Origin of the sequence: Synechococcus sp. MU1648 (genome assembly GCF_023630615.1) — a bacterium.
Classification (GTDB): domain Bacteria; phylum Cyanobacteriota; class Cyanobacteriia; order PCC-6307; family Cyanobiaceae; genus Parasynechococcus.
The window spans coordinates 1-26,507 of record NZ_JAKUHI010000016.1 but is presented as its reverse complement, the minus strand read 5'-3'; the positions used below and the strand labels follow the sequence as shown (position 1 = coordinate 26,507).

The following is a 26,507-nucleotide window of genomic DNA, read 5'->3' as shown; positions in this document are numbered from 1 at the left end:
TGCCAGGTTTACCGCGATCAGCCAGCGGTTCAGATCAGCCCGTGGACAAGGGTGATGGATTGTCCTCGGCGTCGAGCAGGGCATCCAGCGTGACCGCCGTGCGAACCAAGGATTGGTAACGCTGGAGGCTGCGCCGGTTCTGATCCAGCCAACGACCGGGGGCCGCCCCCTCAAGGTCGGGCTGATCAGGATCGAGCAAGGGGAGATCGTCCTCCCGCGCAATCAGGGCGATCACAAGTTCATGCAAACGCTGACGGCGATCGTGGGATGGGGTCATGCCACCTCCATCAAGTCGTGCAGGCGCTGTTGCGCTTCAACGGGCAGGGGCACAGGATCGGCGATGTAGCTCCGAGCTTGGGCAATCCGAGCCTGAATCGGTGCCTCCGCCACGAACCAACTGCTGAGCCCAAGTTCGTCATAAATCCGCTTCACCGCCGCAAGGGGTTGGCTGACCAGCGCGTCGTAGGGCAGCTCAATCAACTGACCCTGAGGGATCCGATGCCGAGACGCCTCAAAGGCCTGGAGCAGCTGGCGATGGGCCGCCACCGTTTCCTCCACCTGGGTCACGGCATCGGGCACGGGCTGGAGCCCCACCAAGCCACCCAATCGCTGCTTCACCTGAACCAGCGAACGGATCGAAGCCTGCGGATCACGAGACAGCACCACGAACCGCGCCTTGGGGAAATGCCGCAGCACCAGCTCCACCCGGGCGGAATGAGCACTGTTCTTGATCAGCAGACCAGTCTTGCCCGGGCCGTCGTGGAGCCAGGTGAGCTTGGTGAAGAGCAGCCACTCTCGCTCAAACGCACGGGACAACCCCAGAACGTTGCGACGGAAAAACCATGTGTAGGCCTGTGGGAAAGCCATCCCCGCCATGTTGGTGTCCATGGTGAGTCGTGCCAGACCAACCTCATCTTCCTGGGGATCGTCCGGTCCCCAGGGCACCGCATCGATCGGCCGCTGCCGCGTCATGAACGCTTTGAGTACCGAACGAATCCAGGGTTTGAGCAGCAACGCCACCTGCGGCGCCATGGTCAGCGAATTGCGTGCCGTCGCCAGCGTGGGATCAGAGGCCAGCAACTGATGCAGATACGTCGTGCCACTGCGCCAGTGACCAATCACCACAATCGGATCATCCGGGAGCTCAGCCTTGTGCAAACGATGTGCAAAAAGCCATGACTGCACCCAAGCCAGGGGCTCAACCATCAGCCCACTGATCCCCATCACCAAGCTCACCCTCCAGCAGGAGAGTGCCGGGCGACGAAGCTGCAAGCCTCGAAGCAGCACCGCAGGGCGGACGAAGCCTCCAGCAACCAAGCGATCCCACAGCAAGTCTCCCCGTGCCATAGCCCCACAAACCCTGACACCAGAATGACGGGATGATCGATGTGATCGGTACCGACGCGGGGGCTCCAGCCTCGCTGCCCGCTCCACAGCAGAAGCTGCTGCGGACTGCCGCGCTGATTGCTGCACCACAACGGTTGCAAGCCGCTGTAAGGGAGTGGCTGGGGGACGACCTGCAGGAACTGATCAGCAGCGACGACCCGCGGGCTCTCGTGGGCAGCCTGCAATCAAGACCGGCGGCACAATCTGTGGTGGTGCTCGCCAGCGGTGATCCGCTCTGGTTCGGCCTAGGGCGCATCCTTTGCGACCGCATCGGTGCGGAGCGGCTTCGGTTTCATCCCGCCCCCACATCGCTGCAACTGGCCTTCGCCCGCATCGGTCGCCCCTGGCAGGACGCCGACTGGGTCAGCCTGCATGGACGGGACCCCGAGATCCTGGCCAGCGCCTTGCAAAAACGACCGGCGGCCGTGGCGGTATTGACGGACCCCAACCAGGGTGGCGCTAGCACCGTGCAGCGGATGTTGCGCAGCAGCGGCCTTGAAGCCAGCACAGACCTGTGGCTCTGCGAAAACCTCGGGCACGCCGATGAGCGGGTGCAGCAGATCGCCCCAGGCACGGCCCTGCCGGAGGATCTGCATCCGCTGCTGATTGCACTGCTAATCGCACGGGAACCCGCCGTGCCGGATCTGCATGAGCTGCCGTTGTTCGGGCTCGATGACGGGCTCTACCTGCAGCACAGCGATCACCCCGGACTGATGACCAAGCGGGAGGTGCGCGTCCAACTGCTGGCCGAACTCGCCTTGCCTGAGCACGGCGTGCTCTGGGATCTGGGGGCGGGCACCGGCAGCGTCGGATTGGAAGCTCTGCGTCTGCGTCCACAGCTGCAACTGCTGGCAGTGGAACGGCGCGCCGGTGGCGCTCAACTGATCCAGCGCAATGCGCAACGGCTCGGCGTCAGCCCCGCAGTAGTGCTGGAAGCAGACGCCATCCAGGTCATGAATGGCGCCCTTCCCAAGGAGCTCAGCCATCCAGATCGTGTTCTGCTCGGAGGCGGAGGGGCGCAACGGGAGCGCTTGCTGCAGCTGGTTGTGGAGCGTCTGCGGTCTGGAGGCGTTGTCGTGATTCCCCTGGCCAGCCTGGAGGGGTTAGCCAGCGTTCGGCCCCTGCTCGAGAACGCCGGGTTAGCGGTGCGCGTGCAACAGCTGCAGGCCTGGCGAGGACAACCACTAGGGGACGGCACACGCCTGGCTCCGATGAACCCAACCTTGATCGTGACTGGAACGAAGCGGAGCTGAAACAGCCTCAGTCCGAAGACATAACGGCTCAATCTGAACCGGATCTCCGATGTCAATCCCAAGGCGTTGAGCCTCCCCCGCACCGATTTCGATCACCGCATCGACAAAATCGGCTCGTCCGTTGCCATCCGCATCAGCGGCGTAGGAGCGACAAGGCAACGCAGCACAGGTTGGAACAGCCCGGACCAGATCGAGCACGCGTCCATCTCGCACAAAGATCATGTCCAGAGGAGCGAGGGTGTTGAACATCCAGAACCGCTGCGGTTGAGGCGTGGAGAAGGGGAACCACATGCCCCGCAAAGGCGGCAGGGCCGGCCGTTGCACCAACCCCAGCCGCTGCTGCTCCGAACTGCGGGCCACCTCGAGATCGATGCAGCGCTGGTTCTCCACACACCAGCGGGCGGCAATCGGCAGCCACTGTGGGGGCGGCTCAGAGGGCAGAGCATCCATGACCGCTCAAGCCTCCGGCAACACCTGGCCAAGGCAGTAGCCCCGGCCGCGCACGGTGTGCAGCAGACGGCGCTCACCGCCGGCCTCCAGCTTCTGGCGCAGATAACGCACGTACACCTCAACGACATTGCTACTGGACCGCTCCCCTTGCCAGACCTCCCGGAGCAACGCGTCGCGACTCAACACCTGGCCCCGCCGCCGCAACAGCACCTGCAGAAGCATGAATTCACGGGCCGTCAACGCCACCACACGCCCTCCCCGGCGCACCGTTCGGCTGGTGGGATCAACGCTGAGATCATCGAGCTGAAGCAGCGCCGGGCGCTGACCCGACCGCTGCTGAATCGTGCGGTGCAAGCGCAGACGCAACAACAGATCGCTGGGCCCTATCTCCGACAGCCAGAAATCGTCGGCGCCGGTTCCAAGGCAGGCGGCGCGTGCTTCAACGCTGTCGCGTTCCAGGTCCAGCAGGATCGGCATGGCCCCGAAACGGTTGCGCAGATCCTGAATCAAAGCGGCCTGATCGGCCGCCAGCACGGCAGCCACAGGGGATTCACCCGGTTCAGGGGCATGGGCCGAAGGCCCGGCACTGAGCCAGTCGAGGGTGGCGTAGCCGGATGCAGCCAGACGGGGCGCCAGGGATATCGCCGACGGGCCTGCCAACAGCAACAGGGGATCAGCGTTCATTCCCGCTCAGGTTTAGCGATGTGGGGCAGACCCCAACCCAGTTTGTTGCGCAGCACCTGGAAGAACTCATGGTCGGCGAGGCGCACAAAGCGCACGGGATTGTCGCTACGACGAATTAACACCCGATCTTCGGGCCAGACATAGCAACCAGCACTGCCGTCCACCACCATCATCAGGCGCTCCGGCGTGGCCGGAAACACCGTGACAGGTTCGCGGTCACTGAAGACCAGAGCGCGGGACGCCAGGGAATGGGGCGCGATCGGGGTGAGTTGCAGCACCGGACAATCGGGCGTGATCACCGGCCCACCGGAGCTGAGGGCATAGGCCGTGGATCCCGTCGGCGTGGAGAGGATCACACCATCGGCAGCAATGTCCACCGGGGCATGACGACCAATGGCGATCTCGAAATGACACATGCTTGTAAGCGGCTCACGATGCAGCGCCATTTCGTTGAGGGACAGCGCCTCCCAGCGGCGCTGATCACCCCGCATCACACTCACCACGAGGTTGCTGCGTTCTTCAATCGTCCATTGCTGGGTGAGCACCACTTCGAGGGCCCGGTCGAGATCGTCGAGATAGGCCTCCGCCAGAAATCCCAGATGACCTGTATTGATCGTGAGAATCGGGATCCCGACAGGGGCGGTCTGACGCGCTGCGGAGAGAACCGTGCCGTCACCACCGAGCACGATGGCCAACACCATCGATTGGTCGAAGCCCTGAGGCACGCAGGCGCCGTAGCCCCTCAGACGTAGATGCTGATCGGGATTGGCAAAGCCAACCATGCCCCCAGAGCTGCTGGCGCGCTCCACGGCATGGCCGGCTGCCTCCAGGCGCTGCTGAATGGTGTCCGCCGTCTGCACCGCCAGCGGCTTGCCGTCATTGACGATCAGTCCGATCCGGGGCACTGATCGCAGCCTGTAAAGAACAGGTTCAGCTTATGGGACTTGGCATGCGCCCATCCGTCCGTGATCTGGATCGAAACGCTGCGCAAATTTCTTTTTCTCCCTAGACCAAAAAAAAACGTATTGACGTCCATGAAAGCCTTCAAAACGCTTGGACAGGTCCTCGCCCTGAGTGCACTGGCTCTTGGGACCGCAACTGGATCTGTCGAAGCCCGAGGGCATTCAACCTTGAAAGGGCAGATCTCTTTGAAGGGTCAGCCCGTGAGCGACTCATCCATCACCCTCTGGCAAACCCAAGCCGGGCAATCCCCCAAACAACTGAGCACCCATCGCTCGAACAAAAGCGGTGCGTTCAGTGTCAACGTTCGAGCAACGCAAGGGGTCGTCCACTATCTCGTGGCCCAGGGGGGCGACATCGGCGGATCCAGCGCCGACCAACTCACCATGCTCACGGTGCTCGGCGGAGATGAGCATCAGCAGGTGGCCATCAACGAGCTCACTACCGTTGGTTCGGTTTGGCCCAATGCTCAGCTGCTTGAAGGCACAGCTTTGGAAGGGAGCCAAAGCGCCTTAGCGATCGGATCGAGCCAAGTGGAAAACCTGGTGGACCAGAGCACAGGACGCTTTGGCGCGACGTTGCTGAAGAGCACCAACCTGCTGAATTCTGAGACTGCAGCTCGGATGAATGTGCTCTCAGATCTGATTGCTCTGTGCGGGCAACCGACGCAATCTCGAGCATGCGATCAGCTGCTAACACTGACAAATTCAGAGAACACATTATCGGCGATGACATCCATCGCCCAACAACCCTGGAAGAACGCCGGAGCGCTCTATCAGCTGTTCCAAAGCTCTTACCCGGTCAACAAAGCGACACAGCTGCGCACAACTGCAACCGCTCCCTATTTGCTGTTTCAACCCAAAAGCTTTTCCCTCTCCCTGGTTTTTAACGGTGGCGGTGCTTTAGGGCTCGGGAAGTTGATGTTTGATGGCAAAGGAAGCATGTGGAGTGGAACCAACTGGATGCCGGGATCTCAATCCGGCGTTGTGAACAACATCGGCGGAGGTGTGACCCACTTCGGCCCCGGTGGCACACCCCTCTCGCCAGCGATTAGCGGTTACAACGGCCAAGGCATCAACGGTGTGGGCTGGGGGACTGGCGTCTCAGAAAAATATGCCTGGGTTGGTGCGTTCAACAACATGGTTGGGGTGTTCGACCTCAAAGACGGCAAAGCCCTCGGGCCAGCCACCATTGATGGGGAAGTGGGTCAACTTCAGGGCGTCGCCACAGCCGCCAACGGAGATGTATGGATTGCCGACAACACCGCAAACCACATGATTCATTTCCCAGGTGGCGATTACACCCAAGGGGAACGAATCACAATTGATGGCCTCCAAGCACCCTTCGGTGTTGCCGTTGACGCGCAAAACAGAGTGTGGGTGAGCAGCAGTTACAACAACAAACTCACCGTGTTTCCAGGGGACACTCCTGATCAGGCCAAAACGATCGAAGTGAACCTTGGGGCACGTGGTGTTGCCGTTGACTCAACAGGGCACGTGTGGATTGCCCAGCAATCCAATTCTCCTCAAGGAGCACTACCTCCAGGCGCGAAAATGCCGCCCAACATCCCGGCCAATGCACCACAACCCAAGACCATCATGGAGGAATTTGAGGCCGGTGCTGAATACCTTTTGACCAACCCCAACATCACGCAAACTGGCATGGTTGGGTTGATTTCACCCGACATGAAAGTTCTCAAGCAGGACATCGCCAAAGGCACCGCTTATATCCCATGGGGTGTGACAATCGACGGCAATGACAATGTCTGGGTCGGCAATTTATATGGTCAAAGCTTGACTCACATCTGCGGCGTCAATCCCGCCACATGCCCCGCAGGAAAAACCACCGGGGATGTGATTCACAACTACCAAAGCGGCGTTATTCAAATGACCACCGATGTGATCGTTGATGACGCTGGAAATCTCTGGAGCGCCAACAACTGGTTCGATGGTGAAGTCGTGATCAACCCCACCTACAGGGGTCGCACCTCCACATTTGGAGGGGGGCAGGGATTCGTTGTGACCTATGGCGTTGCCGGACCGGTTCAGAACCCCCTCATGGGTCCTGTGCGCAAGCCACGCTGATGGCTTCGTTGGCCTCAATCGTCAGATTTCTTCCGTTCCAAACCCCGATGCGTCTCAACCGCCTGCTTGGCCTCGCCACTGCCTGTTTACTTGCTCCGCTTGCACTGCCATCTACCGCAGAAGAAGCCGCAGACAAGGACAACGACACCCGCGTGTATGTGGAGGCCTACGGGTTCTTCCCCCTGGAAACCCACTCCAAAACCACACTGGACAACAACAGCACCAAAGAAACGCTGGATCTCAGCGATGTGTTGGACATGCTCACCGGTGTGTTCAGCGGCAAGGTGGCTGTTGAGAAAGGGCGGTTTGGCCTGCAAGCAGGACTGGACCATCTCAGCTTCAGCACATCCGAGACGGTCTCGTCCTGGAACAGCTCGAACCCCATTCAGAACGAACGCCACCCGCTCCTGCCGGAGCGGAGGGTCAACTCCAAGGGAACGATTAAGTCGGTCACCGACACCGAGCAAACCATTTTTGATCTAGCCCTGCGCTACCGCGCCGGTGAGATTCAAAAGCCAAAGATGACGCCAGGTTCGGTCAGCTTCATTGGCTTTGCAGGGATGCGATTGATCGACGCCTCATTGGACATGGACGTGTCGTTCAAAGACGACGTCACCGTCGAGGGAATCCTTCCCTCAAGGCAGCTTCAACGCGACATTGCCGATGCAGCCAGTGAGACGTGGCACAACACCTGGGTGCAGCCCCTCGTTGGCATGAACACCACCCTTGCTCTGGGTGAAGACTGGCAAGCCTTCCTGGCCATGGATGCCGGTGGTTTTGGGCTCAACGGAAAACAGGATCTGTCAGGAACCATCGAGGCGGGTGTGGCCTACGCCCTGGGCAATTCCGCCCAGATTTCCCTGGCCTATCGCTACTTCGGGATCGACTACTCAGCCCACAACGGACGCGACGCCTACTCCTCCACACAAAACGGGGTTTCAATGGGATTCCGCTGGTTGTTTGACTGAGCTTTTATCCAGGGAGACCTGAGTGTTTATCCACTCACGGGGCTTAATGGGCTTTTGGGTTTGATGTGGCCAACCCAGCGGATCACCAAAAGAACCAGGGTGAACACAAGAAAAGGTGCATAGAAATCAGCTGGCCCTTTCTTCACATGGCTCACATACGTGAGGGCGAATTCAGCCCAAATCCAATAGGAGCCAATCACGTGCAATCGCTTCCAGTGCTTCATGCCCATCCATCGCTGGGCCGCATTCGTCGACGTCAGGGCCATCAAGGCAATCAACAGATACGCCACACCCCCAACCAGCCACTTCCCTGCGGGCTGCTCACTCAGGAATGGATCCGGAAAATCCAGAGACATCGCAAGGATCAAGGCCAGATGAATCGCGTGGGACGACGCGAAACTCAACCCGATCCAGCGCCTGTTTTGAAGCATCCACTGACTCAGGGATGACGGCCAGAGGCGTTGCACACTCGAAGCCACAAAGGCCATCGAAAAGAGAACCAGGGAGCTACGTCCCGTTGCATCGATGCCTGCCGCGACTGACGTTGACGTCCAACCAGAGACGCCGAAATGCAGCGCCAGACCCGCCACAATCGCGAGCGTCGCCAAGGCGGTCAGTCGCCAGCCAAGACGTGCCATCGACTCTCCCCTAAATCTCTTTTTTAAACACGCTGTTCAGCGTTGCCAACGGCAAGTCGAAGACAGCACCGAGGAGAGCAGGGAGCGGAGAAAAGCTTGGCTCTGTTCGAGCTTCAGAGTCAGCGCCTCTGAAAAACAGTATTTACCCCTCAGAACTGCTCGAGGAAACGCAGATCGCTGGTGTAAAGCCGGCGGATGTCATCGATGCCGTGACGCACCATGCAGAACCGCTCCACCCCCAGACCTGCAGCAAAACCGCTGTAACGCTCAGGATCCAGCCCAAGGCCTTCCAGCACAGCGGGATCGACCATGCCGCAGCCCATCACCTCAAGCCAGCGGCCTCTCCACTGCACATCCACCTCAGCTGAGGGCTCAGTGAAGGGGAAGTAGCTGGCCCGGAAGCGCACCGGCAGGTCTCCAAAAAAGGCCTTGAGGAAGGCCATCACCGTGCCGCGCAGATGGCTGAAATCCAGCCCTTCATCAATGGCCAGTACCTCCACCTGGTGGAAGACAGGCGAGTGGGTGGCATCGACGGCGTCCCGGCGATACACGCGCCCGGGAGCCACGATGCGCACCGGCGGCGGATTCTGTTCGAGATGGCGGATCTGCACCGGTGAGGTGTGGGTCCGCATCAGCAGGTCAGCCCCGAGATAGAAGGTGTCCTGCATGTCCCGGGCTGGATGATCCTCGGGGATGTTCAACGCGGTGAAGTTGTAGTGGTCCTGCTCCACCTCAGGCCCCTCAGCCACGCTGTAGCCGAGGCCCAGGAACAGATCGACGATCTCTTCTGTCGTGGTGATTAGGGGATGGCGATGCCCCATCGGCACCCCTGAAGCCGGAGCGGTGACATCCAGAATTTCCTTGGCAATCCGCTCCGCCATGGCCACCTGCGTCACGGCTTCAAGCCGCTCGCCCAACAGTGTCTGCACCTGCGTTTTCAGCACATTGGCGCGCTGACCCACCAGGGGGCGCTCCTGACCCGGCAACTTGCCCATGGCACCCAGCACACCGGAAATGCGACCTTTCTTGCCCAGCAGCCCGACCCGCAGCTGCTCAAGCGCAGCGGCATCGGCCGCCTCGGCGATCTCGGCCGCAGCCTGCTGCTCGAGGGCATCGAGTTGATCGGTGAGCTGCTGCAGGGTGACCGGTGCGCTCACAGGGACGTGTCTGACAGCTGCCGACTGTAAGCAGCCAAGCCGCTTAGGTTCACCGCAGTGCAAATACCGCCATGGCCCCGCTGCGGATCCTGATCAGCAACGACGATGGGGTCTTCGCCGACGGCATCCGAACCCTGGCCGCTACTGCGGCAGCCCGTGGCCATCAGGTGACGGTGGTCTGCCCGGATCAGGAACGGTCCGCCACCGGCCATGGCCTCACCCTGCAGACGCCCATCCGTGCCGAGCGAGCCGACGAACTGTTTGCTCCAGGAGTCACCGCCTGGGCCTGTAGCGGCACCCCTGCCGACTGCATGAAGCTTGCCCTGTTCGAATTGGTGAAGGAGAAGCCGGACCTGGTGCTCTCCGGCATCAATCACGGCCCCAACCTTGGAACAGACGTGTTCTGTTCCGGCACCGTTGCAGCAGCCATGGAGGGCACCCTGGAAGGCATTCGTTCGCTTGCGGTCAGCAGCGCCTGCTTCCAATGGCGTCAATTCCAAGCCGCCGCCGACCTGGCCATGGAAGTGAGTGAACAGGCCATCGAAGACCAGTGGCCCGAAAACCTTCTGCTCAACCTCAACATCCCCCCCTGCTCCAGGGAGGAGATGAATGCACTGCGCTGGACCCGTCTCTCAATCCGGCGTTACGACGAGCAATTCAGCCGCCGGGAAGACCCCCGGGGCCGCGCCTACTACTGGCTGGCCGGGGAAGCGGTGCAGGATTTGGAATCGGCCGGTGAAGGCCCCCGGGATTGGCCCAGCGATGTGGCCCAGATCCATACCAATTCCCCTTCCCTCACGCCGATCCAACCCGACCTGTTCTGGCGGGGGCCACTCAACGGCCTCCCAAATCTCAAGCTCAACGATCAGCTGGTGCGCTAGATCGACTTTCCAACAGTTGCTGACAGGGAGTCAGAAACTGTTTAGCGCCTGGAGGACAACAGAAAACGTCCCAAAGAATCAAGCCAGACAGACGATTACAACCAACAGCGTTCTGCACAAACGAAAGGGGATCGATGAGAGGCATCGACGCACAACACAACTGAACTGGGAAAGAGTTGACTGAGCAGACAAGCCGCAGTGCGTGCAGAACTCAAAGGCCTTTCACAAGGACTTAAGCCAGATGTTTTGCCATGACTTTTGACTTCTCATGGGTGCAAACCGATCAAGTGGCTTGCACCCAGGATTGGCTGAAAAGGTCAGGTCAAAGACCAAGGAACATTGCAGGGATTCGGTCGAGTGCGTGAATGCCAAGCATTTGTGACACTACATTCACGAGCATTCCAGCGAGGTGAGCACCACCCACGAGAGCCAAACCACGCCACAGCTTTTCATAATTTGCGGGTGGCTTGCCTCCCAGCCACGCAGCAGACATTTGTACATATTCTGGCGCCGGCGGCACATGAATAGCAATGGATACTCCGCCAGCAAGATTGCTACGGAGCAAGCTATCGCTCCCTTTCGATCGATCACTGCTTGCAAAACCTTGCTCAAGAGCCGCAATTCGAACAAAGTTTTGCATCGACATTCCACTTGCAGAAGTGAACGATCGAACATAAGGAATCATATGATCCCCAAAGACTTCTGTGTATTCAGCAGAATCAATAATGGAGTCAATCAGCCCATCGAACCCATGCTCAGCTTGGATTGCAGCTGAACTAATAATTTCTTGCTGATTAAGAGGTGGTCGGCCAAGCAAATGCTTGAAATTCAACTCAATCCCTCTGTACGCAGAAACCTTAAAGAAATAACGGGATTTATACAACTCACTCTTGGCGAGATGACGAACAAACTCTCGAGCACAAAGACGTCCGTCGGCGAATTCTGCTTCAAGCGAATCACAACGCTCATAGGCCATGACATGTGCATTACCCAGAACCTGCCGGTATGCGGCATCAATACACTCGCGCAGAGCCTCTCCATCTGACGGAGAAAAACGATCAAACGTCACCCGATGCGGACACTCAACATGGTCCCTTGGGCCGATACCAATACGCATCTGTGCACACGATTGCCTCAGATATTCGGCATTCGTCAGAGCGGCTGGACTCATCCCCCTGCGGGCCTGAGACGACGCAAAACCAACGTCCATTGACTTGGACTCAGCGCCGAACCTGTACTTGGGTGAGAGGGAAGCGTTCATTTAAAGCAGAATTACTGAAAGCCTTTGCCAAGCAATTGCGAGCACGAAAGACCGTTGACGGCGCAACTCCAACGGGAGCGCATTGAGAACTTAGTTGTGAAACAACAATTTCCTCTGAACGCGAAAAAAAATTAAATTAAAGAATAATTAGTTATCTTTAGTTTCCTAAAGCCTTGCAGCATCACTGAGAAGCGACTGCTTTGAAGATCCAAACAGTCCTGGACTCAGGCCAATTCAGCCTTCAACAGTTCAGCGAGATTTGCGCATCAAGACGTCAAGCGAAGAGCTTTGGCTTGCAACCAAACCCAATCATCGAGGCTCGACCTGATGCCTCTCTCCCCAGATCAGAACCACGAAAAAGCCTTAAGGCATTCATTCACTGATGGAGAGGCAACCGGAGCCAAAGGGATCCATTCATTGCGTGCGATAAACCCGTTGCAGCAGCCACAGGGAGAACAACACACCGATCAGATGGGCGAACAGCACCTGGGTGTTGCTGAGCACGGACAGCATTTCCAATGACGTAATCGCCAGGTTGTCGGCCATGCCGCGGCCGCCGATGGCAATACCGGGGGTCTGCATCGAAGCCTGCACGAACAGACTGCCGGCGAGGGCCTGATAGCCGATCGTGGCGAAGGTGAGGCCCAGCAGATCCGCCAGCAACCCCCGCTTGATCAGCCGTGCCACCTCCCCCCGACTGGGTCGGGCAGCACTGTCGATGGCCCGACCGGCACGAACGATCAGCCAGCCCTGCCAGAGGCTGAACAGCAGCACGAGGAAGGCCAGGGAGGTGAGCGACAGGCCAGGCCCTAGCCCGACAGCACGTTCGGAATTGCGGGCCAGGCTGCCGCCAATGTTGTTGAACAGGAGAACACCCACCACAACGATGCCGAGAACCACCTGAATCCAGAAACGGATCCATCCCATCCGACGCACGCCGAAGGACAACTTCTGGAAATCGAGGCGGTCGGCCATGCCCTGATGCTCGGTCGTTCAAACTTGCCACCAAAGCGCACCTTCTGCACCTCCTTGATTCCGCTCTGCTCTCCAGAGGAGGCCCGTCGGCCAACAGCCCTCGCCCTGGGGAGTTTTGATGGCCTGCACGCGGGCCATCGTCGTGTGATCGATGAGGCCATCCAGGGCATCCCAGAGGAGACCGTTCCCTCGGTGGTGAGCTTCTGGCCCCATCCCCGTGAGGTGCTGTTCGGCGAAGCACGCCTGAGGCTGGATCTACCGAGCGAAAAACTCGCCCTGCTTGAACCCCTTGGCATCCAGCAGCTCGTGCTGGTGCCCTTCACCCGGGAGCTCGCTCAGCTGAGTGCGGAAGAGTTCGTCAAAACCGTTCTATTGAGCACCCTTCAGGCCAGGCGCATTGCGGTGGGCACCAACTTCCGCTTCGGCCATCAGCGGCGGGGTGACGCCGAGATGCTGGAACGGCTCGCCGCTCGCGGGGGCGTTGAGGTGAAGGTCGTGCCCATCGTTGAAGACCGTGAGGGCCGGATGAGCAGCAGCAGAATCCGCGCAGCCCTCGAGCAGGGAGATCTAGATGCAGCCAAAGGCTTGCTTGGCAGGGCCTACCGCTTTCAGGGCCGGGTGGTGCGGGGCCGAGGCCTGGGGCGAGAACTGGGCTGGCCCACCGCCAATCTCCAGGTGGATGGCCGCAAAGCACTTCCAGGGCTCGGTGTCTACGCCGCCTGGGCCCAACTGGATGGGGCAGGCGATCGCCTGCCAGCCGTGATGAACCTCGGCCCCCAACCCACGATCGATCCCACATCTCCCTCTGCCGTGGAGGTGCACCTGCTGGATCAGAGCCTGGAGCTGGAGGGGCGGCACCTGGGCGTCGAGCCGGTGCAGCGCCTACGCGGCCAGAGAAAGTTCAATGGACTCGAGGAGCTCAGCAGCCAGATCGGCCGCGACGCAGCCCAAGCCCGCGAGATCCTTCAGACAGGCTCTCAGGCCACGGTCGGATAGGCATTCACCAGACCCCAGACGATGAACACGCCGATGCCACCGAGAAGAACGATTCCCCAGACCAGAACGTGCATGGTGCTTTCAGAACCACCGTTCTCCATGACCGACGCAGAAACCGTTGCCCACAGGGTGCCATGAATCCGACCCCTAGCGAGACATCCCTGGATACACGAGTGGCACGCCTGATCGATGCCAACCTCGACCGTGCCCGGGAAGGCTTAAGGGTTGTCGAGGACTGGTGCCGCTTCGGCCTGGAGCAGCAGGATCTGGTGGTGCGCCTCAAGGACTGGCGACAACGGCTGGGACGGCTCCATCACGACAGCTACAAGCAAGCCCGCTCCACCAGCACCGACACCGGTGCTGGTCTGGAGCATCCAGCCCAACTCGACCGCCACAGCCCCGATCACGTGGTGGCGGCCAACTGCGCCCGGGTGCAGGAAGCGCTGCGTGTACTGGAGGAGTACGGACGCAACATCGACCCTGCCCTGGCCGCTGAAGCCGCTGTGATCCGCTACGGCCTTTACGACCTGGAGGTGGTCTGCCTCAACGCCACCCTGCGGGCCAGGCGACGCACCAAGCTTCAGGAATGTCGCCTCTGCCTGATCACAACCCCCTGCGATGACCTGAGCGATCGGGTGCAGGCCGCCCTGCAGAACGGGGTGAGCATGGTGCAGTACCGCTGCAAAGCGGGGAACGATCGCGAACGTCTGCAAGAGGCCCAGCAGCTCCGGCAGCTCTGCACCCGATTCGGGGCGCTGCTGATCATCAATGACCGTGTTGATCTGGCCCTGGCGGTCGATGCAGATGGGGTGCACCTGGGCCAGGAGGACATGCCCAGCGAGGTGGCACGCGCTCTGCTGGGTTCCGCGCGTCTTCTGGGCCGCAGCACCCACAGCATCGATCAGGTTCATCAAGCTCAGCAGGAGCCGATCGACTACCTCGGCTTCGGCCCCATCCACTCCACGGCCGTCAAACCCGAGCGATCTCCTGTTGGCCTGGAGTCGGTGCGTGATGCCACGGCGACCAGCCAACGCCCCGTCTTCGCCATTGGTGGGATCACCCCTACCAACCTTCCGGCTTTGATTGCGGCTGGAGGCCAGCGCGTGGCGGTGATCGGCGCAATCATGCATGCAGATGACACCGGGCAGGCCTGTCGGCAACTGCTCCAGCACCTGGACCATGCCAAGTTCTGAGCTATGTCTCTCACCCTGAAAGTCAACGGCGAAACCCGCGTTCTGGATCCAGCGCCGGCACCCGCAACCCTGGCAGCCGTTGTTGCACAGCTCGCCAACAACCCCCAGCTGGTGGTCGCCGAGCACAACGGCGTCATCGCTTCCCGCAGCCGTTGGGACAGCATCCTGGTGAAGGATGACGACACCCTTGAGATCGTCACCATCGTGGGTGGTGGTTCCTAGAGTCGCCTCACTGATGCTGTGGGCGCTGCTGTGGCCACCCCCCGACTGTTGACACGACCCCGACGACTGCTCGCATCACTGCTGCTGCCTGTTGTGCTTGTGGGGCTCTGTCTGTTCCAGGCACAACCAGCTGATGCTGCCCGCGGTGGACGCATGGGAGGGGGTAGTTTCCGCGCTCCTTCGATGCCCCGATCCAGCGGCGGTAGTTACGGCGGTGGATACCGCGGAGGTGGTTACCGCGGCGGGGGGATGGGCTTCCCCTTCATCATTCCGATCTTTGGCTTCGGTGGGGGTGGTCTATTTGGGCTGCTGATCCTGATGGCCATCGCGGGTGTGCTGGTGAACGCCGTCCGGGGCGGCGGCGGTGCTCCCGCCATCGGTGGTGCGGCAGCAGCTCCAGCCATGCCGCGCAACGTGAACATGATTCAGGTGCAAGTGGGGCTGCTGGCCAGTGCCAAATCCCTTCAGGACGATCTGCGCTCTTTGGCTGCCTCCTCCGACACCAGCAGTTCAGCCGGCCTCCAAAGGCTGCTTCAGGAAACAACCCTGGCCCTGCTACGCCAACCGGACCTCTGGGTCTACGCCAATGCAGAGAGTGGAAGTGTTCCGTTCAGCTCCGCTGAATCGACCTTCAATCGCCTCTCCATGAACGAGCGCAGCAAACTGGACGCTGAGCTCACCAGCAATGTCGGTGGTCAGCGGATGAGCGACACCAGCAGCAGCGCTGGCGAGGCAGATGCCACCAACGAATTCATCGTCGTGACGCTTCTCGTCGCGTCAACGGCAACGGCCAAGCTCGGTGGAGCTGACACCGGTGAAGATCTGCGCCAGACCCTGCGCATCCTCGGTTCCACGGCTTCTACTGAACTCATGGCCCTCGAAGTGATCTGGCAACCGGAGGGGCGCGGTGATGTGCTCAGCGCCAACGACCTCGTCACCGCCTACCCCAACCTGCAGCACCTCTGAAGAACTAAAGATTTTCTTCGCCGATTTTCTGGGTTTCTGGGTATTCCTTCTCAAGAATCAGTCTTAATTTGCTGATAACCAAATTTGGACTTCCGGCGTTGGCCCCCGACCCCCGCTCCATGGAATGGCAACAAGATGGCGAGCTGGCTCGGGCTGATCTGGATGCTCTTGTAAATGCACTGCTGCGCGTGGAGTGCGACCGCAACTCTGCCGAGCTCCAGCGACTGGGCCAGATTGATCCACCTGCTGCTGCTGCCGCCTAAATAATTAGCCCAATTCAGCGGGCTCGAATCCTCTGAGGATCCGCAATGCAGCCATCGCGGCACCGTAGCCATTGTCGATATTCACCACCGTCAACCCGGGGGCACAGCTGGCGAGCATCCCTTCCAAAGCGGTCCTCCCCCCTGAGCTGATCCCATAACCAACCGAGACCGGGACGCCAATCACCGGTTGGGAGACAAGACCGGCCAGTACCGTCGGGAGAGCACCCTCCATTCCCGCGCAGGCGATCAGGATCCGAGCCGTTGCCAAACGGGGAAGTTGATCGAGAAGGCGATGCAATCCGGCAACGCCAACATCCATCACAGGGTCAACGCCAATGCCATGGCAACGCAGGGCAAGAGCGGCTTCAGCCACCACAGTGCGATCACTGCTGCCTCCACTCAGCACCACCACCTCAGCAGGAGGCGGTGGTGCAGGAGGCAAAGCGCCCAAGGTCAGGCAGCGGGCATCAGGGTGCAGCTCAACCTCCGGCAACATCTCGAACACCCGTGCCGCCTTCTTGGCATCCACCCGGGTCACGAGCCCCAACTCTCCTGCTGTGGCGAAGGTCTCGAGGATGGCGATGATCTGATCGGCCGTTTTGTGTTCCCCCCAGATGGCCTCAACCATGCCCAACCGCTGGCGGCGCCGCAGATCAAGACGAGCATCAGGGGTGTTCACTGCGGCAACAGTTCTCCCTCAAACACAAGGGGAAAGGGATTGCCCTGGTTCTGTCCCGTTTGCTCACAGGCCAGCATCTCGAAGCGCGCCTGAACCCTCTCCACCTCCGCAGGAGGAATGGATTTCCAAGCCTCACGACTGCTCCAACGAATCAGCAGCGTCCCCTCCTCAGTTGCCGGATCCCAGAAGAGATCACGACCCAAAAATCCCGACTGGTGCTTCAGCCAAGGCTCCCAGCTGCCGCGTTCCGCAACCATCCAATCCTCTCGACTCTCCTGGGGCACCTTCAGCCGCAGGTGCTCAATCACGGCCACCTTGTCACCAACTTGAAGGTCGGCCCATGCCTGATCCCGTGCCTCCGAAATCCCTCCCAACAACAGAACCAGTGCCAAACAAGGTCCGATGACCCTAAGCAAAACAAGCCTGAGTCGATGCACGATTCAGCTCCTCTGCAGGAGTGCCACAGCCTGGCAACTGATGCCCTCTTCCCGTCCCTCTGGACCCAAGCCTTCGTTCGTGGTGGCCTTCACACCCACAGCGTCAGCGGCAATTCCGATGGTTGATGCCATCGTGCTGCTCATCGCCGCGATATGCGGTTTGAGCTTCGGACGCTCGGCAATCACCACTGCATCGATGTTCACCACCGACCAGCCGCGCTCCTTCACCAGCTTCACCACTTGATCCAGCAGCTTCAAGCTGTCGGCTCCTTTCCATTGGGGATCGGTCGGTGGGAAGTACTTGCCGATATCGCCAAGGGCTAGGGCCCCGAGCAACGCATCCATCACGGCATGCACCAGCACATCGGCATCACTGTGACCATCAAGACCAAGACCGTCGGGATGCTCCAGGCTCACGCCGCCGAGGATGAGGGCCCGTCCGGGCACCAGCCGATGGATGTCGTATCCGTTGCCGATGCGCAGCTCCATGCCGGGGTCTAGGGGGTCGAAAGGAATATCCATTGTTGCGGCCTGCCAGCGGGCGAACAGATCGGGCCGCCGTTCGCGAGTCCGCTGCTCCCGCTGCTCCTGACGCCATCGGGCGATGGCACCGTGGTCGCCACTGCGCAGCACGTCGGGAACCGTCATGCCGCGAAAGTCAGCGGGGCGGGTGTAATGCGGGTGTTCCAGGAGGAGTGCACTGTGGCTTTCCTCCACCAGCGAATCAGCCGTCCCCACCGTGCCGGGAAGTAGGCGAACAACACCGTTGATCACCGTCATCGCCGGCAGCTCACCGCCGGTGAGGACGAAGTCACCCATCGACACCTCCTCATCCGCCAAACCGCGAATCCGCTCGTCGAACCCCTCGTAGTGTCCGCAGAGGAAGACCAATTGATCGTGGTCGGTAGACCAACGCTGCAAATCCTGCTGCTGCAGGGGACGCCCCTGTGGTGACATCAATAGCACCCGACTGCGGGAGCTACGGGGGATTTCCTCCATCGCGGCGAACACCGGTTCCGGCTTGAGCACCATGCCGGCACCACCGCCATAGGGCTCGTCATCCACCTTGCGATGGCGATCCGTGGCGAAGTCCCGGGGATTATGCAGGTGCAACTCGGCAATTCCTGCCTTGAAGGCACGCCCGATCACCCCCAGCTCCAGCAGAGGGGCAAACGCCTGCGGCGCCAGACTCACCACATCCAGGCGATAGGGCGCCATGCCGCCTCAGGCCGCGGGTTTGGACACCCTTCGGATGTCCGTGCAGAAACTGCCCTGAACCGGTGTTCCTTGCGCATCAACAGCTGTGGTGCTGCGCAGGCGCAGGTTGACCCGCGTGAACCAGATCCTCTCCTGCACACACACCCCGTCGGCCCGGCTGAGGTTCAACTCCATGCTGCCGTCGGGCCAGAACCTCCAGCTACCAGGGGCATCACCATCCAGGATCAGCTTTCCATCAGCGGCGAAGGTAAGGGTGCTGCAGGTCCCTCCAGGGGCCTGCACCTGCAGTTGACCGAGAGCCCCCTGCTCTGCCACGCAGCGGACAGTGAGTTCACCCCGCTCGCTGCTGTGCCAGTCGTCATCACCTCCGGCAGCCAGCTCAAAACAGCTGCGAAGGCTCATCCACTCACCGTCGCAGAGATTCAGAAAGGAGGCAGGGTCTTCCGGGGGAAAGGCTTGTTCGCTCATCAGACCATCTTCTCAGCCGGGTCACCAGCTGATGGGGAGAAAGGGATAAGGGCGGTTCCAGCCATAAAGCGCAAGCCGCTGCTGTCCCTGGGCGGCAGCACCACGACGGTGAAAGCCGAAGACATCCGCAAGCACAAGGGTGTTCGCTGGGCAGGTCAAGGCAACGGGCTTGGGCAGACCCAGCTCTGCCAGGGATTCTTCACGAATGCGGAACGATCCAGAGACATCCGGCTGCCGCCGTTGTTCAGCGGCAGCGGTGGCCGTGGCCTGCTCCCAACGCAGGCGAGGCGCATCGAGGCGATGGCTGCCCGGCACGTATTCGAAGGGTCCGTCCTGGCGTTGAACCGGCCGCAGAAAAAACCAGAACTTGAGAGCACGAAAGAACGTGTCGCGATGCAGATCCTTCTGCAAATCATGCGTCCGGGTCTCCTCGCCATGCACCGTCAGGTAGATGTCCAGCTTGTGCGGATTCATGGGCAGCCCAATGATCTGGCGCGATCCCTCATGGAGCCGCTGATCGCGGGAAAAGGCAGCGGCCCGAGGCATCTGCTCGGGATCGATGTGGAGAAAACGGTTGAGGGTTCCACCATCGAAACGGTCAAAACCTCCAGGAAAGGGTTGTTTCGGGCGAAAGCCAGGCCGGGTGTTGTCTGGTGCTGGATGGGAGCGTGACGCGCAACTGACCACAGCCTCCACCTCGTCACGCAAGGCATCAAAGTCGTGTTGCGGCAGAAAGTTCTCCAGCACAACAAAGCCATCCCGCTCCAGGCTGGCCAGCTGAACTGGGCGAAGCAGGCGTCTCCAGAGGCAAAGCGTCTCCGCCAGCTGGACGCGGTGTCGATGCAGCTGCCAACGCCGGTTCAGGCCAGGGTGACCCACCCACGGATCTCGAAAGGTCTTGGTGCGGGTCAGCAACGAAAGCATGAGCGCGACATTACGCGCTCAAGGAATCGTTCATACCTTGAAGTTGAAAGGTCGATTCCTTTGCTGTGATTGAACTCTCGCCGCTGGTTTCAACCACCACCGGCTTTCTCGTGTTGTTCGTGGGGAAACGCCTGAACCGCGAATTCAAGGCGTTACGGAACTATTCGATTCCAGAGCCCGTATCGGGGGGCCTACTTGTGGCCATCCTCCTGACCCTGCTGCATGTGATGGGTGGGCCCGAACTCAGTTTCAACCTTGATTCGCGGGACTTTCTTCTGGTTTATTTCTTCACCACGGTGGGGATGAATGCCCGGTTCAGCGACCTTCTCCGAGGCGGACCGGCACTGTTCATTCTTCTGGGCATAACGATCGGCTACATGACGCTGCAGAACGTCATCGGAGTCACGATGGCGGGTTTGATGGGGCTGCATCCGGCCACGGGACTGCTCGTGGGAACGGTGTCACTAATTGGTGGACACGGCACAACAATTGCCTGGGCTCCGAGCTTTGTGGACACGTTCCAGATTGAAAGTGCCATGGAAATCGGCATTGCAGCGGCCACCTTTGGGTTGGTGCTGGCCAGTGCCAGCGGCGGACCCATCGCCCAATTCCTGATTCGTCGTTTCCAGATTCCCTGTCCGAGCTCAACGGCTGAAGATCAGAGCCAAAGAGGCCAAGCCAACGACGAACAAGATCCGTTGCCTGGAAGAAGGCAGATCGACATGACCTCCTTCCTGGCGGCCCTGTTGGCCATCAACATCTGCATCATCACCGGCACGGTGCTGAACGGTGGCATTGCCGCCCTCGGAGTGAAACTGCCGCTGTTCGTGCCCTGTTTGCTCGTGGGCATCCTGTATTCGAATCTGCTCCCAGCAGAGCGATCTGAGCGCGCTGTTTTCCATTGGCCCCGTCAATCGCCATCGCTCGATCTGATCGGTGAACTGTCCCTGGGAATCTTCCTGGCCATGTCCCTGATGAGCTTGCAGCTGTGGACCTTGGTCGGTCTTGCCCTGCCCTTGCTGATGATCCTGCTGACCCAGTTCATCGTCGCTCTGGCCGTGAACCTGCTGCTCGTGTTCCGGCTCATGGGACGGACCTATGACGCAGCTGTGATCTGCGCGGGCTTTGGCGGGATCGCCCTCGGTTCCACACCAACGGCCATGGCCAACATGACGGCTGTGACGCAGCAATACGGAGCCTCGACGCGGGCCTTTCTGATCGTTCCGCTGGTGTCTGCCTTTTTTCTGGATCTGGTCAATGCATTCCTGATCCCCGGATTCATCGGCCAGCTCTAAGGAAGCGTTCAGTGGTTCCCTGTGTACCCAAGTTCAGCCAAGCGGGCAGGTTTGCTTCGCCAATCCGGCACCACCTTGACGAACAGCTCCAGATACACCGGGCCATCGATGAGCACCTGCATCTGCAGACGCGCCCCCTGACCGATCGTTTTAAGCATCGCCCCGCCTTTGCCGATCAGGATTCCCTTCTGACTCTTGCGCTCCACCAGAACCGTGGCCAGTACTGCGGTCCGCCCCGTTCCTTTGCCCTTGGCCGGCATTTCCTCAATTCGATCAATCGTGACGGCGACGCTGTGGGGCACCTCTTCTCGCGTGTGGAGAAGCACCTGCTCACGAATGAGTTCCCCCAGCAGCACCCGCTCCGGTTGATCGCAAACCATCTCAGGCGGATAGAGCTGTGGCCCCAAGGGCAACTGAGCTGCCATCGCTGCTGTGAGCTCGGCGCAACCATCTCCTGACAGGGCGCTGCAGCGATGCACCGGCCAGTTGGTCTCCTGCAGAAGGGCGTTGTAAGCCTCCTCCGCCGCGGACTGATGCCCCTCCGCCACCTTGTCCCACTTGTTGAGGGCCACCAACACCGGCAAGGACTGCTGCTGCAGCAGATTCACGATGAAGGCATCGCCCCGCCCTGGGCGCTCGCACCCCTCCAGAAGCAGCACCACCAGGTCCACCTCACCGATGGCACTGCGTGCACTCTTCACCAGTCGTTCCCCAAGCAGATGGTGGGGTTTGTGGATGCCAGGGGTGTCCACCAGAACCATCTGAGCCATCTCAGTGGTGAGGATCGCCCTCAGGCGGTTTCGCGTGGTCTGAGCCACAGGGGAGGTGATAGCCACTTTTTCCCCCACCAGCTGATTCAACAGAGTGGATTTGCCCACGTTCGGGCGACCAATCAGTGCGATAAAGCCAGAGCGATAATCCTCTGGTAGCGAAGTTGGGTGCATACCCCAAGTCTGCGCCGCCGTTGAATCGTTCAATAGCCTGAGGTGAGGATTTCGAGAGGGCCATGGCGGACCAGCAGCCCACCTTCCAGCAGGCCATGGAGATCACTGCGGCTTGGCTGCAGCAATGGGACAACGAGGAGATCAGTGATGAAGTGCTGGCCGACCGCATCGGTGAAATGGTGGCCAGCCGCGATGGCGCCCGGGGATTTTTTGTGGTGAGCCTTGCGGGAGACAGTGTTCTCATGGATCGGTTGCCCGACGCCGTTGTCGGACAACTGCGCAGCGCTGGTGATGGAGTGGTTGATCTGAGCGTCCGCAATCTGGCCATGAGCACCGCCATGGCGGTTCAGCACCGACGCTCGGGGGATACAGCTCAGCAGGCCGGTTCTGAGCGGGTCACCAGCCGCTGCATCGAACTGCTCAGGCTTCTGGAACCGGCAGACGTGAAAGAGCGCCTGGAGCAACTGCTGGCCGCAGCCCTCGACAACCGCGGCGAGGATGTCCCCTTCCTGAAGAAGTGGGGATATGACGCTGAGCAGAAGCAAGCCATCGGAGACAGCGTTTATGCCGTGGCAGAGGGCTGAGCCACAAAAAAGCCCCGGACAAGCCGGGGCGAAGAAGACATTCGGTCAAAACCTCAGTCGCGACGACCACCGCCGTTGAGCACGATGATCAGGCGCAAGATGAAGATGAACAGGTTGATGTACGTGAGGTACATGCTCAGGGCACCTGCCAGGTATTGGTCATCCCGGTAGGAGCGGGGCATCGTGTAGAAGTCGACGAAAGCAGCGCCAACGAACAGCACGGTGCCAAAGCCTGCGATCATCAACTCAAAGCTGGTGCCATGGAAGATGGTGGGGGCAAAGATCCCTCCAATGAACTGGACGACCATCGCCAGAATCAGGCCGATCAAGCCGAGGCCAACCACGCCGGAGAGGGCCTGACCAACGGAATCGCTCATGCGACGGCCAACGATCGACGCAATCACAAAGGTGATGCCGGTGGCCAGGGCAGCGGTGCCAACCGCACCGATACCGGCGACGGCTCCAGCGAAGGCCACGAGACCGCTCAGGGTGAATCCGGTGATCAGGCTGTAGATCGACAACAGCGGCAAGGCTGTCGCGTTGTTCCCCTTCATCGCGACGTTCTGCGCGACGAAGAACAGAACCAGGTTGCCGATCACTGCCACCCAGAACAGGGGCATGAACAGCGGGGTGGCCATCATCGAAAGACCACCGATCACCCCGATAGAGGTGAGCACCATGCCGCCACCGACGTAGGGCAGCGCTTTATTGACAACGTTGGGCCCGACAAGGGCGCTGGATTGCGCCTGGCGGATCGCCTCCTGGAAATTGCTGCTTGCTGGCATGTCGACCAGGTCACCAAAGACTCCACACATCCTGCCAGCGATGACAAGGGATTGGAGTGTGGATGTCCCTATCGACGCTGAGGCTTGGCTGTTTTGCGTTCGTCCCGTCGGGCATAGGCCTCGACCACCCGCTGGACAAGGGGGTGACGCACCACATCGGCCGAGGTGAGACGACAGACAGACACGCCTTCCACACCATCCAAAACGTCGGAGGCCTCCACCAAACCGCTCTGCACGGTGGCTGGAAGATCCACTTGTGTGATGTCGCCCGTCACCACCATCCGAGAACGCTCTCCGAGACGGGTGAGCACCATGCGCATCTGGGCAGGCGTTGTGTTCTGAGCTTCATCAAGGATCACAAAGGCATCGCTGAGGGTGCGGCCCCGCATGTAGGCCAGCGGAGCGACCTCAATCACCCCCTTCTCCAACAGCACGCTTGTTTTCTCCGCTCCAAGAAGGGAATGCAAGGCGTCATAGAGCGGGCGCAGATAGGGATCCACCTTCTGCTGAAGGTCGCCCGGCAGGAACCCCAGGCGCTCCCCAGCCTCGACAGCCGGCCTGGTGAGAATCAAACGCTCCACCTTGCGTTCGGTGAGCATCCGAACAGCAAGAACTGTGGCCAAGAAGGTTTTTCCTGTGCCCGCAGGCCCGAGCGCAAAGGTGAGGTCGTGGCGCTCCATGGCATCCACATATTTCTTCTGTCGCAGGGTGCGCGGTCGCAGCAGATTGCCCTTTTGGCTCTTTGCCAACACCTGCTCCCCCATGGCGGCATGGTCATCGCCGCGGCCGGTGTTGAGGGCTCCAAGAGCCGATTGAAGATCCACCGAAGAGACCGACTGACCCTCCTGCCAGATCGGGCGCACCAGTTCCACAACCGCAGCAGCCCGTTCAATCTGCGTCGGACGCCCGGTGATCACCAACTGAAGACCCCGCAACACCATGGAGGCTCCTGTCAGAGCTTCGAGGCGATGCAGGGTTGTTTCTGCTTCACCGGCCAAAGCCAATGCAGCATCGGGATCAGGCAGGTCGAGAACGAAACGGCCGCGTTCGCCGTCGTCAGACACCGGAATGATCAGCCCTCGGTGGATTCGGCTTCAGCGGAATCGGAAGCAGCCGCTTCAGCTTCAGCAGCCTTGGCATCAGCAGCATCCTTAGCGGCCTGCTTGACATCAGCCTCACGCTTGGCCGCTTGCTTGGCCTTACCGACAGTTTCTGCAGAACGCACGGTCTTTTCAAGAAGACCGCCACGCTCGAGCAGCGTACGCACGACATCGGTGGGCTGGGCACCCTGCCCCAAACGCTCACGGATGGCCTCGGTATCGAGACGTGTTTCCTTCGTCCGCGGGTTGTAGAAGCCCAGCTCCTGGAGGGGACGACCGTCCCGACGAGAGGTGCTGTTACAGGCCACGAGGCGGAAGCTCGCTTCCCGCTTCTTGCCAAACCGCTTCAGGCGGAGCTTGATCATCGTGGCCCTGGAATGAAGGAAAAGAGGTGGTCCGGCGGCGCCTAAACGCCCGCCAAACAACCACCATACCGTTCCGCCTTCACAGATCCCCGAAGCCCTTCTTCTTCTTGGCCGGTCGCTGCCGCTTGGGCGGTCCGCCGCGACCGGGGCGGCCACCGCCAGCAGGCATGCCACTCATTCCTGGCATTCCACCCATCCCTGGCATTCCAGGCATACCGCCCATCCCGGGCATGCCACCCATTCCTGGCATACCGCCCTGACTCATCTGCTGCATGAAGCCACGCATTTTCTGGAAGTCGGCCAGCACCTTGTCCACATCAGCGGGCTGATGACCGCTGCCGCTGGCAATCCGCCGTCGTCTTGAGGGTTGACTCGCCAGCAAGTCGGGGTTTTCCCGCTCCTGCTGTGTCATCGAGCCGATCATGGCCTCGATGCGCTTCAACTGCTGCTCTCCCTGCTTGAGCATGCCGTCATCGATTTTGTTCATGCCCGGGATCATTTTCATCAGGCCACCGAGCGAACCCATGCGCTTGATCAAGCGCATCTGCTTCACGAAGTCAGAAAAGTCAAACGTCGCCTCCTGAAGCTTCTTCTGCATCTTCTCGACGTCGGCAAGTTCGACCTCCTTCTGGGCCTTCTCCACCAGCGTCAGCACATCACCCATGCCGAGGATGCGACTGGCCATCCGTTCGGGATGGAACGGCTGCAGCGCCTCCACCTTCTCGCCAGTACCGATGAACTTGATCGGCTGACCGCTCACCTTGCGGATCGAGAGGGCCGCACCGCCGCGGGAATCACCGTCGAGTTTGGTGAGAACTGCTCCAGTAATGCCCACCTGATCGTGGAAGGCACGGGTGAGCTCGGCCGCCTCCTGGCCAATCATCGAATCCACCACCAGCAGCACCTCATCGGGCTGCACGGCGGAACGGATCCGCACCATCTCCTCCATCATCTCGGTGTCGATCTGGAGACGGCCGGCGGTGTCCACCAGGAGGGTGTCGAACCCCTCCTGCTTCGCTTTGGCCAAGCCAGCCGCGGCGATGTCCTCTGGCTTGGCTTGAGCTCCGAGGCTGAACACCTCCACATCGATCTGGGCACCCAACGTCTTGAGCTGCTCGATAGCCGCTGGTCGATAGACGTCGGCACCCACCATCAGGGCTCGACGTCCCTGGTCCTTGAGGTGCAGACCAAGCTTGGCCGTGGCGGTGGTCTTACCCGCACCTTGGAGGCCAGCCATCAGCACGACGGTGGGAGCCTCGGCCGCCTTGGCCAGAGGAGCGTTATCCCCCCCCATGACCTCCACCAGCTGCTCATGGACCACCTGGATGAACTTTTGATCCGGGTTGACCCCTCGCACCACTTCAGCGCCGA

General features: G+C 60.5%; 30 protein-coding genes. 11 read left to right on the top strand and 19 right to left on the bottom strand.

The window, feature by feature from the left end:
• Positions 1–34: 34 nt before the first annotated feature.
• Positions 35–277 carry a DUF8678 family protein gene (locus NCN06_RS12115; protein ID WP_115092861.1) on the bottom strand — a complete coding sequence of 81 codons (243 nt, stop codon included), beginning with the start codon at positions 275–277 and terminating at the stop codon, positions 35–37.
• Positions 274–1,347: a sulfotransferase family protein gene (locus tag NCN06_RS12110; RefSeq protein WP_226397826.1), complete on the bottom strand. Its 1,074-nt coding sequence runs from the start codon at positions 1,345–1,347 to the stop codon at positions 274–276. The genes NCN06_RS12115 and NCN06_RS12110 overlap by 4 nt, the downstream gene beginning before the upstream one ends.
• Before the next feature lie 32 nt (positions 1,348–1,379).
• Between NCN06_RS12110 and cbiE the strand changes: the two genes are divergently transcribed.
• Entirely contained in the window at positions 1,380–2,639 is a 1,260-nt protein-coding gene (gene cbiE, locus NCN06_RS12105) for a precorrin-6y C5,15-methyltransferase (decarboxylating) subunit CbiE (RefSeq protein WP_226397827.1), read from the top strand.
• Here the strand turns inward: cbiE and NCN06_RS12100 are convergent.
• From NCN06_RS12100 to NCN06_RS12090, 3 genes are read right to left on the bottom strand one after another with little or no spacing between them, the layout of a single operon-like run.
• On the bottom strand, positions 2,571–3,089 hold the full coding sequence (locus NCN06_RS12100; protein WP_226397828.1) for a DUF192 domain-containing protein: 519 nt from the start codon (positions 3,087–3,089) through the stop codon (positions 2,571–2,573). The two genes, cbiE and NCN06_RS12100, sit on opposite strands and share 69 nt — an antisense overlap.
• 6 nt (positions 3,090–3,095) lie before the next feature.
• Entirely contained in the window at positions 3,096–3,773 is a 678-nt protein-coding gene (locus NCN06_RS12095; RefSeq protein ID WP_226397829.1) for a winged helix-turn-helix domain-containing protein, read from the bottom strand.
• A complete protein-coding gene (locus NCN06_RS12090; RefSeq protein WP_226397830.1) occupies positions 3,770–4,678 on the bottom strand; it encodes an NAD(+) kinase in 909 nt (302 codons plus the stop codon). The genes NCN06_RS12095 and NCN06_RS12090 overlap by 4 nt, the downstream gene beginning before the upstream one ends.
• A 258-nt stretch (positions 4,679–4,936) precedes the next feature.
• Here NCN06_RS12090 and NCN06_RS12085 point away from each other — a divergent pair, with 258 nt between their 5' ends.
• Both NCN06_RS12085 and NCN06_RS12080 read left to right on the top strand, forming a co-directional pair.
• Positions 4,937–6,817: an NHL repeat-containing protein gene (locus NCN06_RS12085; protein WP_350223196.1), complete on the top strand. Its 1,881-nt coding sequence runs from the start codon at positions 4,937–4,939 to the stop codon at positions 6,815–6,817.
• Between the two features lie 47 nt (positions 6,818–6,864).
• Positions 6,865–7,785 (top strand): hypothetical protein, encoded by a 921-nt coding sequence (locus NCN06_RS12080; RefSeq protein ID WP_115024291.1) that lies wholly within the window; start codon positions 6,865–6,867, stop codon positions 7,783–7,785.
• A 26-nt stretch (positions 7,786–7,811) separates the two neighbouring features.
• Here NCN06_RS12080 and NCN06_RS12075 read toward each other — a convergent pair whose 3' ends face one another.
• Both NCN06_RS12075 and pheS read right to left on the bottom strand, forming a co-directional pair.
• The gene (locus tag NCN06_RS12075) at positions 7,812–8,423 is read right to left on the bottom strand and encodes a ferric reductase-like transmembrane domain-containing protein (RefSeq protein WP_166016767.1); all 612 of its coding nucleotides are present in this window, start codon (positions 8,421–8,423) and stop codon (positions 7,812–7,814) included.
• Positions 8,424–8,572: 149 nt separating this feature from the next.
• Positions 8,573–9,580 carry a phenylalanine--tRNA ligase subunit alpha gene (pheS, locus tag NCN06_RS12070; protein WP_226397832.1) on the bottom strand — a complete coding sequence of 336 codons (1,008 nt, stop codon included), beginning with the start codon at positions 9,578–9,580 and terminating at the stop codon, positions 8,573–8,575.
• A gap of 71 nt (positions 9,581–9,651) precedes the next feature.
• On the opposite strand from pheS, the gene surE reads away from it, so the two are divergent.
• Complete coding sequence (gene surE / locus NCN06_RS12065; protein ID WP_226397833.1) at positions 9,652–10,461, top strand: 5'/3'-nucleotidase SurE; 810 nt, start codon at positions 9,652–9,654, stop codon at positions 10,459–10,461.
• Between the two features lie 322 nt (positions 10,462–10,783).
• Here surE and NCN06_RS12060 read toward each other — a convergent pair whose 3' ends face one another.
• Both NCN06_RS12060 and NCN06_RS12055 read right to left on the bottom strand, forming a co-directional pair.
• A complete protein-coding gene (locus NCN06_RS12060) occupies positions 10,784–11,530 on the bottom strand; it encodes a phycobilisome rod-core linker polypeptide (protein ID WP_226397834.1) in 747 nt (248 codons plus the stop codon).
• 606 nt (positions 11,531–12,136) lie between these two features.
• On the bottom strand, positions 12,137–12,697 hold the full coding sequence (locus NCN06_RS12055) for a DUF3611 family protein (RefSeq protein WP_115023707.1): 561 nt from the start codon (positions 12,695–12,697) through the stop codon (positions 12,137–12,139).
• Positions 12,698–12,703: 6 nt separating this feature from the next.
• Between NCN06_RS12055 and NCN06_RS12050 the strand changes: the two genes are divergently transcribed.
• The 5 genes from NCN06_RS12050 to NCN06_RS12030 all read left to right on the top strand — a co-directional run bounded on the left by NCN06_RS12050 (position 12,704) and on the right by NCN06_RS12030 (position 16,337).
• A complete protein-coding gene (locus tag NCN06_RS12050) occupies positions 12,704–13,693 on the top strand; it encodes a bifunctional riboflavin kinase/FAD synthetase (protein ID WP_226397835.1) in 990 nt (329 codons plus the stop codon).
• A 134-nt stretch (positions 13,694–13,827) separates the two neighbouring features.
• Positions 13,828–14,886 carry a thiamine phosphate synthase gene (locus NCN06_RS12045; RefSeq protein WP_226397836.1) on the top strand — a complete coding sequence of 353 codons (1,059 nt, stop codon included), beginning with the start codon at positions 13,828–13,830 and terminating at the stop codon, positions 14,884–14,886.
• 3 nt (positions 14,887–14,889) lie between these two features.
• The gene (gene thiS, locus NCN06_RS12040) at positions 14,890–15,108 is read left to right on the top strand and encodes a sulfur carrier protein ThiS (protein ID WP_166016773.1); all 219 of its coding nucleotides are present in this window, start codon (positions 14,890–14,892) and stop codon (positions 15,106–15,108) included.
• Positions 15,109–15,126: 18 nt separating this feature from the next.
• Positions 15,127–16,074, top strand: a complete 948-nt coding sequence (locus NCN06_RS12035) for a DUF1517 domain-containing protein (protein ID WP_226397837.1) — start codon at positions 15,127–15,129, stop codon at positions 16,072–16,074.
• A gap of 119 nt (positions 16,075–16,193) precedes the next feature.
• Entirely contained in the window at positions 16,194–16,337 is a 144-nt protein-coding gene (locus NCN06_RS12030) for a DUF8633 family putative protein (RefSeq protein WP_170952137.1), read from the top strand.
• 4 nt (positions 16,338–16,341) lie between these two features.
• Here NCN06_RS12030 and larB read toward each other — a convergent pair whose 3' ends face one another.
• Genes larB through NCN06_RS12005 form a run of 5 tightly spaced genes read right to left on the bottom strand, consistent with a single transcriptional unit; the run spans position 16,342 to position 20,063 of the window.
• Positions 16,342–17,016: a nickel pincer cofactor biosynthesis protein LarB gene (larB, locus tag NCN06_RS12025; protein ID WP_226397838.1), complete on the bottom strand. Its 675-nt coding sequence runs from the start codon at positions 17,014–17,016 to the stop codon at positions 16,342–16,344.
• Positions 17,013–17,402: a TIGR03792 family protein gene (locus NCN06_RS12020; protein ID WP_370629803.1), complete on the bottom strand. Its 390-nt coding sequence runs from the start codon at positions 17,400–17,402 to the stop codon at positions 17,013–17,015. Before NCN06_RS12020 ends, larB begins: the two co-directional genes overlap by 4 nt.
• Positions 17,403–17,456: 54 nt before the next feature.
• Positions 17,457–18,671, bottom strand: coding sequence for a tRNA (guanosine(37)-N1)-methyltransferase TrmD (trmD, locus tag NCN06_RS12015; protein ID WP_226397840.1), 1,215 nt, complete (start codon positions 18,669–18,671; stop codon positions 17,457–17,459).
• Between the two features lie 6 nt (positions 18,672–18,677).
• The gene (locus NCN06_RS12010) at positions 18,678–19,139 is read right to left on the bottom strand and encodes a phycobiliprotein lyase (RefSeq protein WP_226397841.1); all 462 of its coding nucleotides are present in this window, start codon (positions 19,137–19,139) and stop codon (positions 18,678–18,680) included.
• A 21-nt stretch (positions 19,140–19,160) separates the two neighbouring features.
• A complete protein-coding gene (locus NCN06_RS12005; RefSeq protein ID WP_226397842.1) occupies positions 19,161–20,063 on the bottom strand; it encodes a phytanoyl-CoA dioxygenase family protein in 903 nt (300 codons plus the stop codon).
• 65 nt (positions 20,064–20,128) lie between these two features.
• Here NCN06_RS12005 and gltS point away from each other — a divergent pair, with 65 nt between their 5' ends.
• Positions 20,129–21,358, top strand: a complete 1,230-nt coding sequence (gene gltS / locus NCN06_RS12000; protein WP_226397843.1) for a sodium/glutamate symporter — start codon at positions 20,129–20,131, stop codon at positions 21,356–21,358.
• Between the two features lie 8 nt (positions 21,359–21,366).
• Here the strand turns inward: gltS and era are convergent, their stop codons facing one another.
• Positions 21,367–22,302 carry a GTPase Era gene (gene era, locus NCN06_RS11995; protein ID WP_226397844.1) on the bottom strand — a complete coding sequence of 312 codons (936 nt, stop codon included), beginning with the start codon at positions 22,300–22,302 and terminating at the stop codon, positions 21,367–21,369.
• A gap of 62 nt (positions 22,303–22,364) precedes the next feature.
• Here era and NCN06_RS11990 point away from each other — a divergent pair, with 62 nt between their 5' ends.
• Positions 22,365–22,886 carry a sll1618 family protein gene (locus tag NCN06_RS11990; RefSeq protein ID WP_226397845.1) on the top strand — a complete coding sequence of 174 codons (522 nt, stop codon included), beginning with the start codon at positions 22,365–22,367 and terminating at the stop codon, positions 22,884–22,886.
• A gap of 53 nt (positions 22,887–22,939) precedes the next feature.
• Here the strand turns inward: NCN06_RS11990 and NCN06_RS11985 are convergent, their stop codons facing one another.
• From NCN06_RS11985 to ffh, 4 genes are all read right to left on the bottom strand, one after another.
• A complete protein-coding gene (locus NCN06_RS11985) occupies positions 22,940–23,671 on the bottom strand; it encodes a Bax inhibitor-1/YccA family protein (protein WP_115092958.1) in 732 nt (243 codons plus the stop codon).
• 68 nt (positions 23,672–23,739) lie between these two features.
• The gene (locus NCN06_RS11980) at positions 23,740–24,735 is read right to left on the bottom strand and encodes a PhoH family protein (protein WP_226397846.1); all 996 of its coding nucleotides are present in this window, start codon (positions 24,733–24,735) and stop codon (positions 23,740–23,742) included.
• A gap of 8 nt (positions 24,736–24,743) precedes the next feature.
• Positions 24,744–25,136, bottom strand: coding sequence for a 30S ribosomal protein S16 (rpsP, locus tag NCN06_RS11975; protein WP_226397847.1), 393 nt, complete (start codon positions 25,134–25,136; stop codon positions 24,744–24,746).
• Between the two features lie 79 nt (positions 25,137–25,215).
• The coding region (gene ffh, locus NCN06_RS11970; RefSeq protein ID WP_250398977.1) for a signal recognition particle protein at positions 25,216–26,507 on the bottom strand (1,292 nt) is incomplete at its 5' end.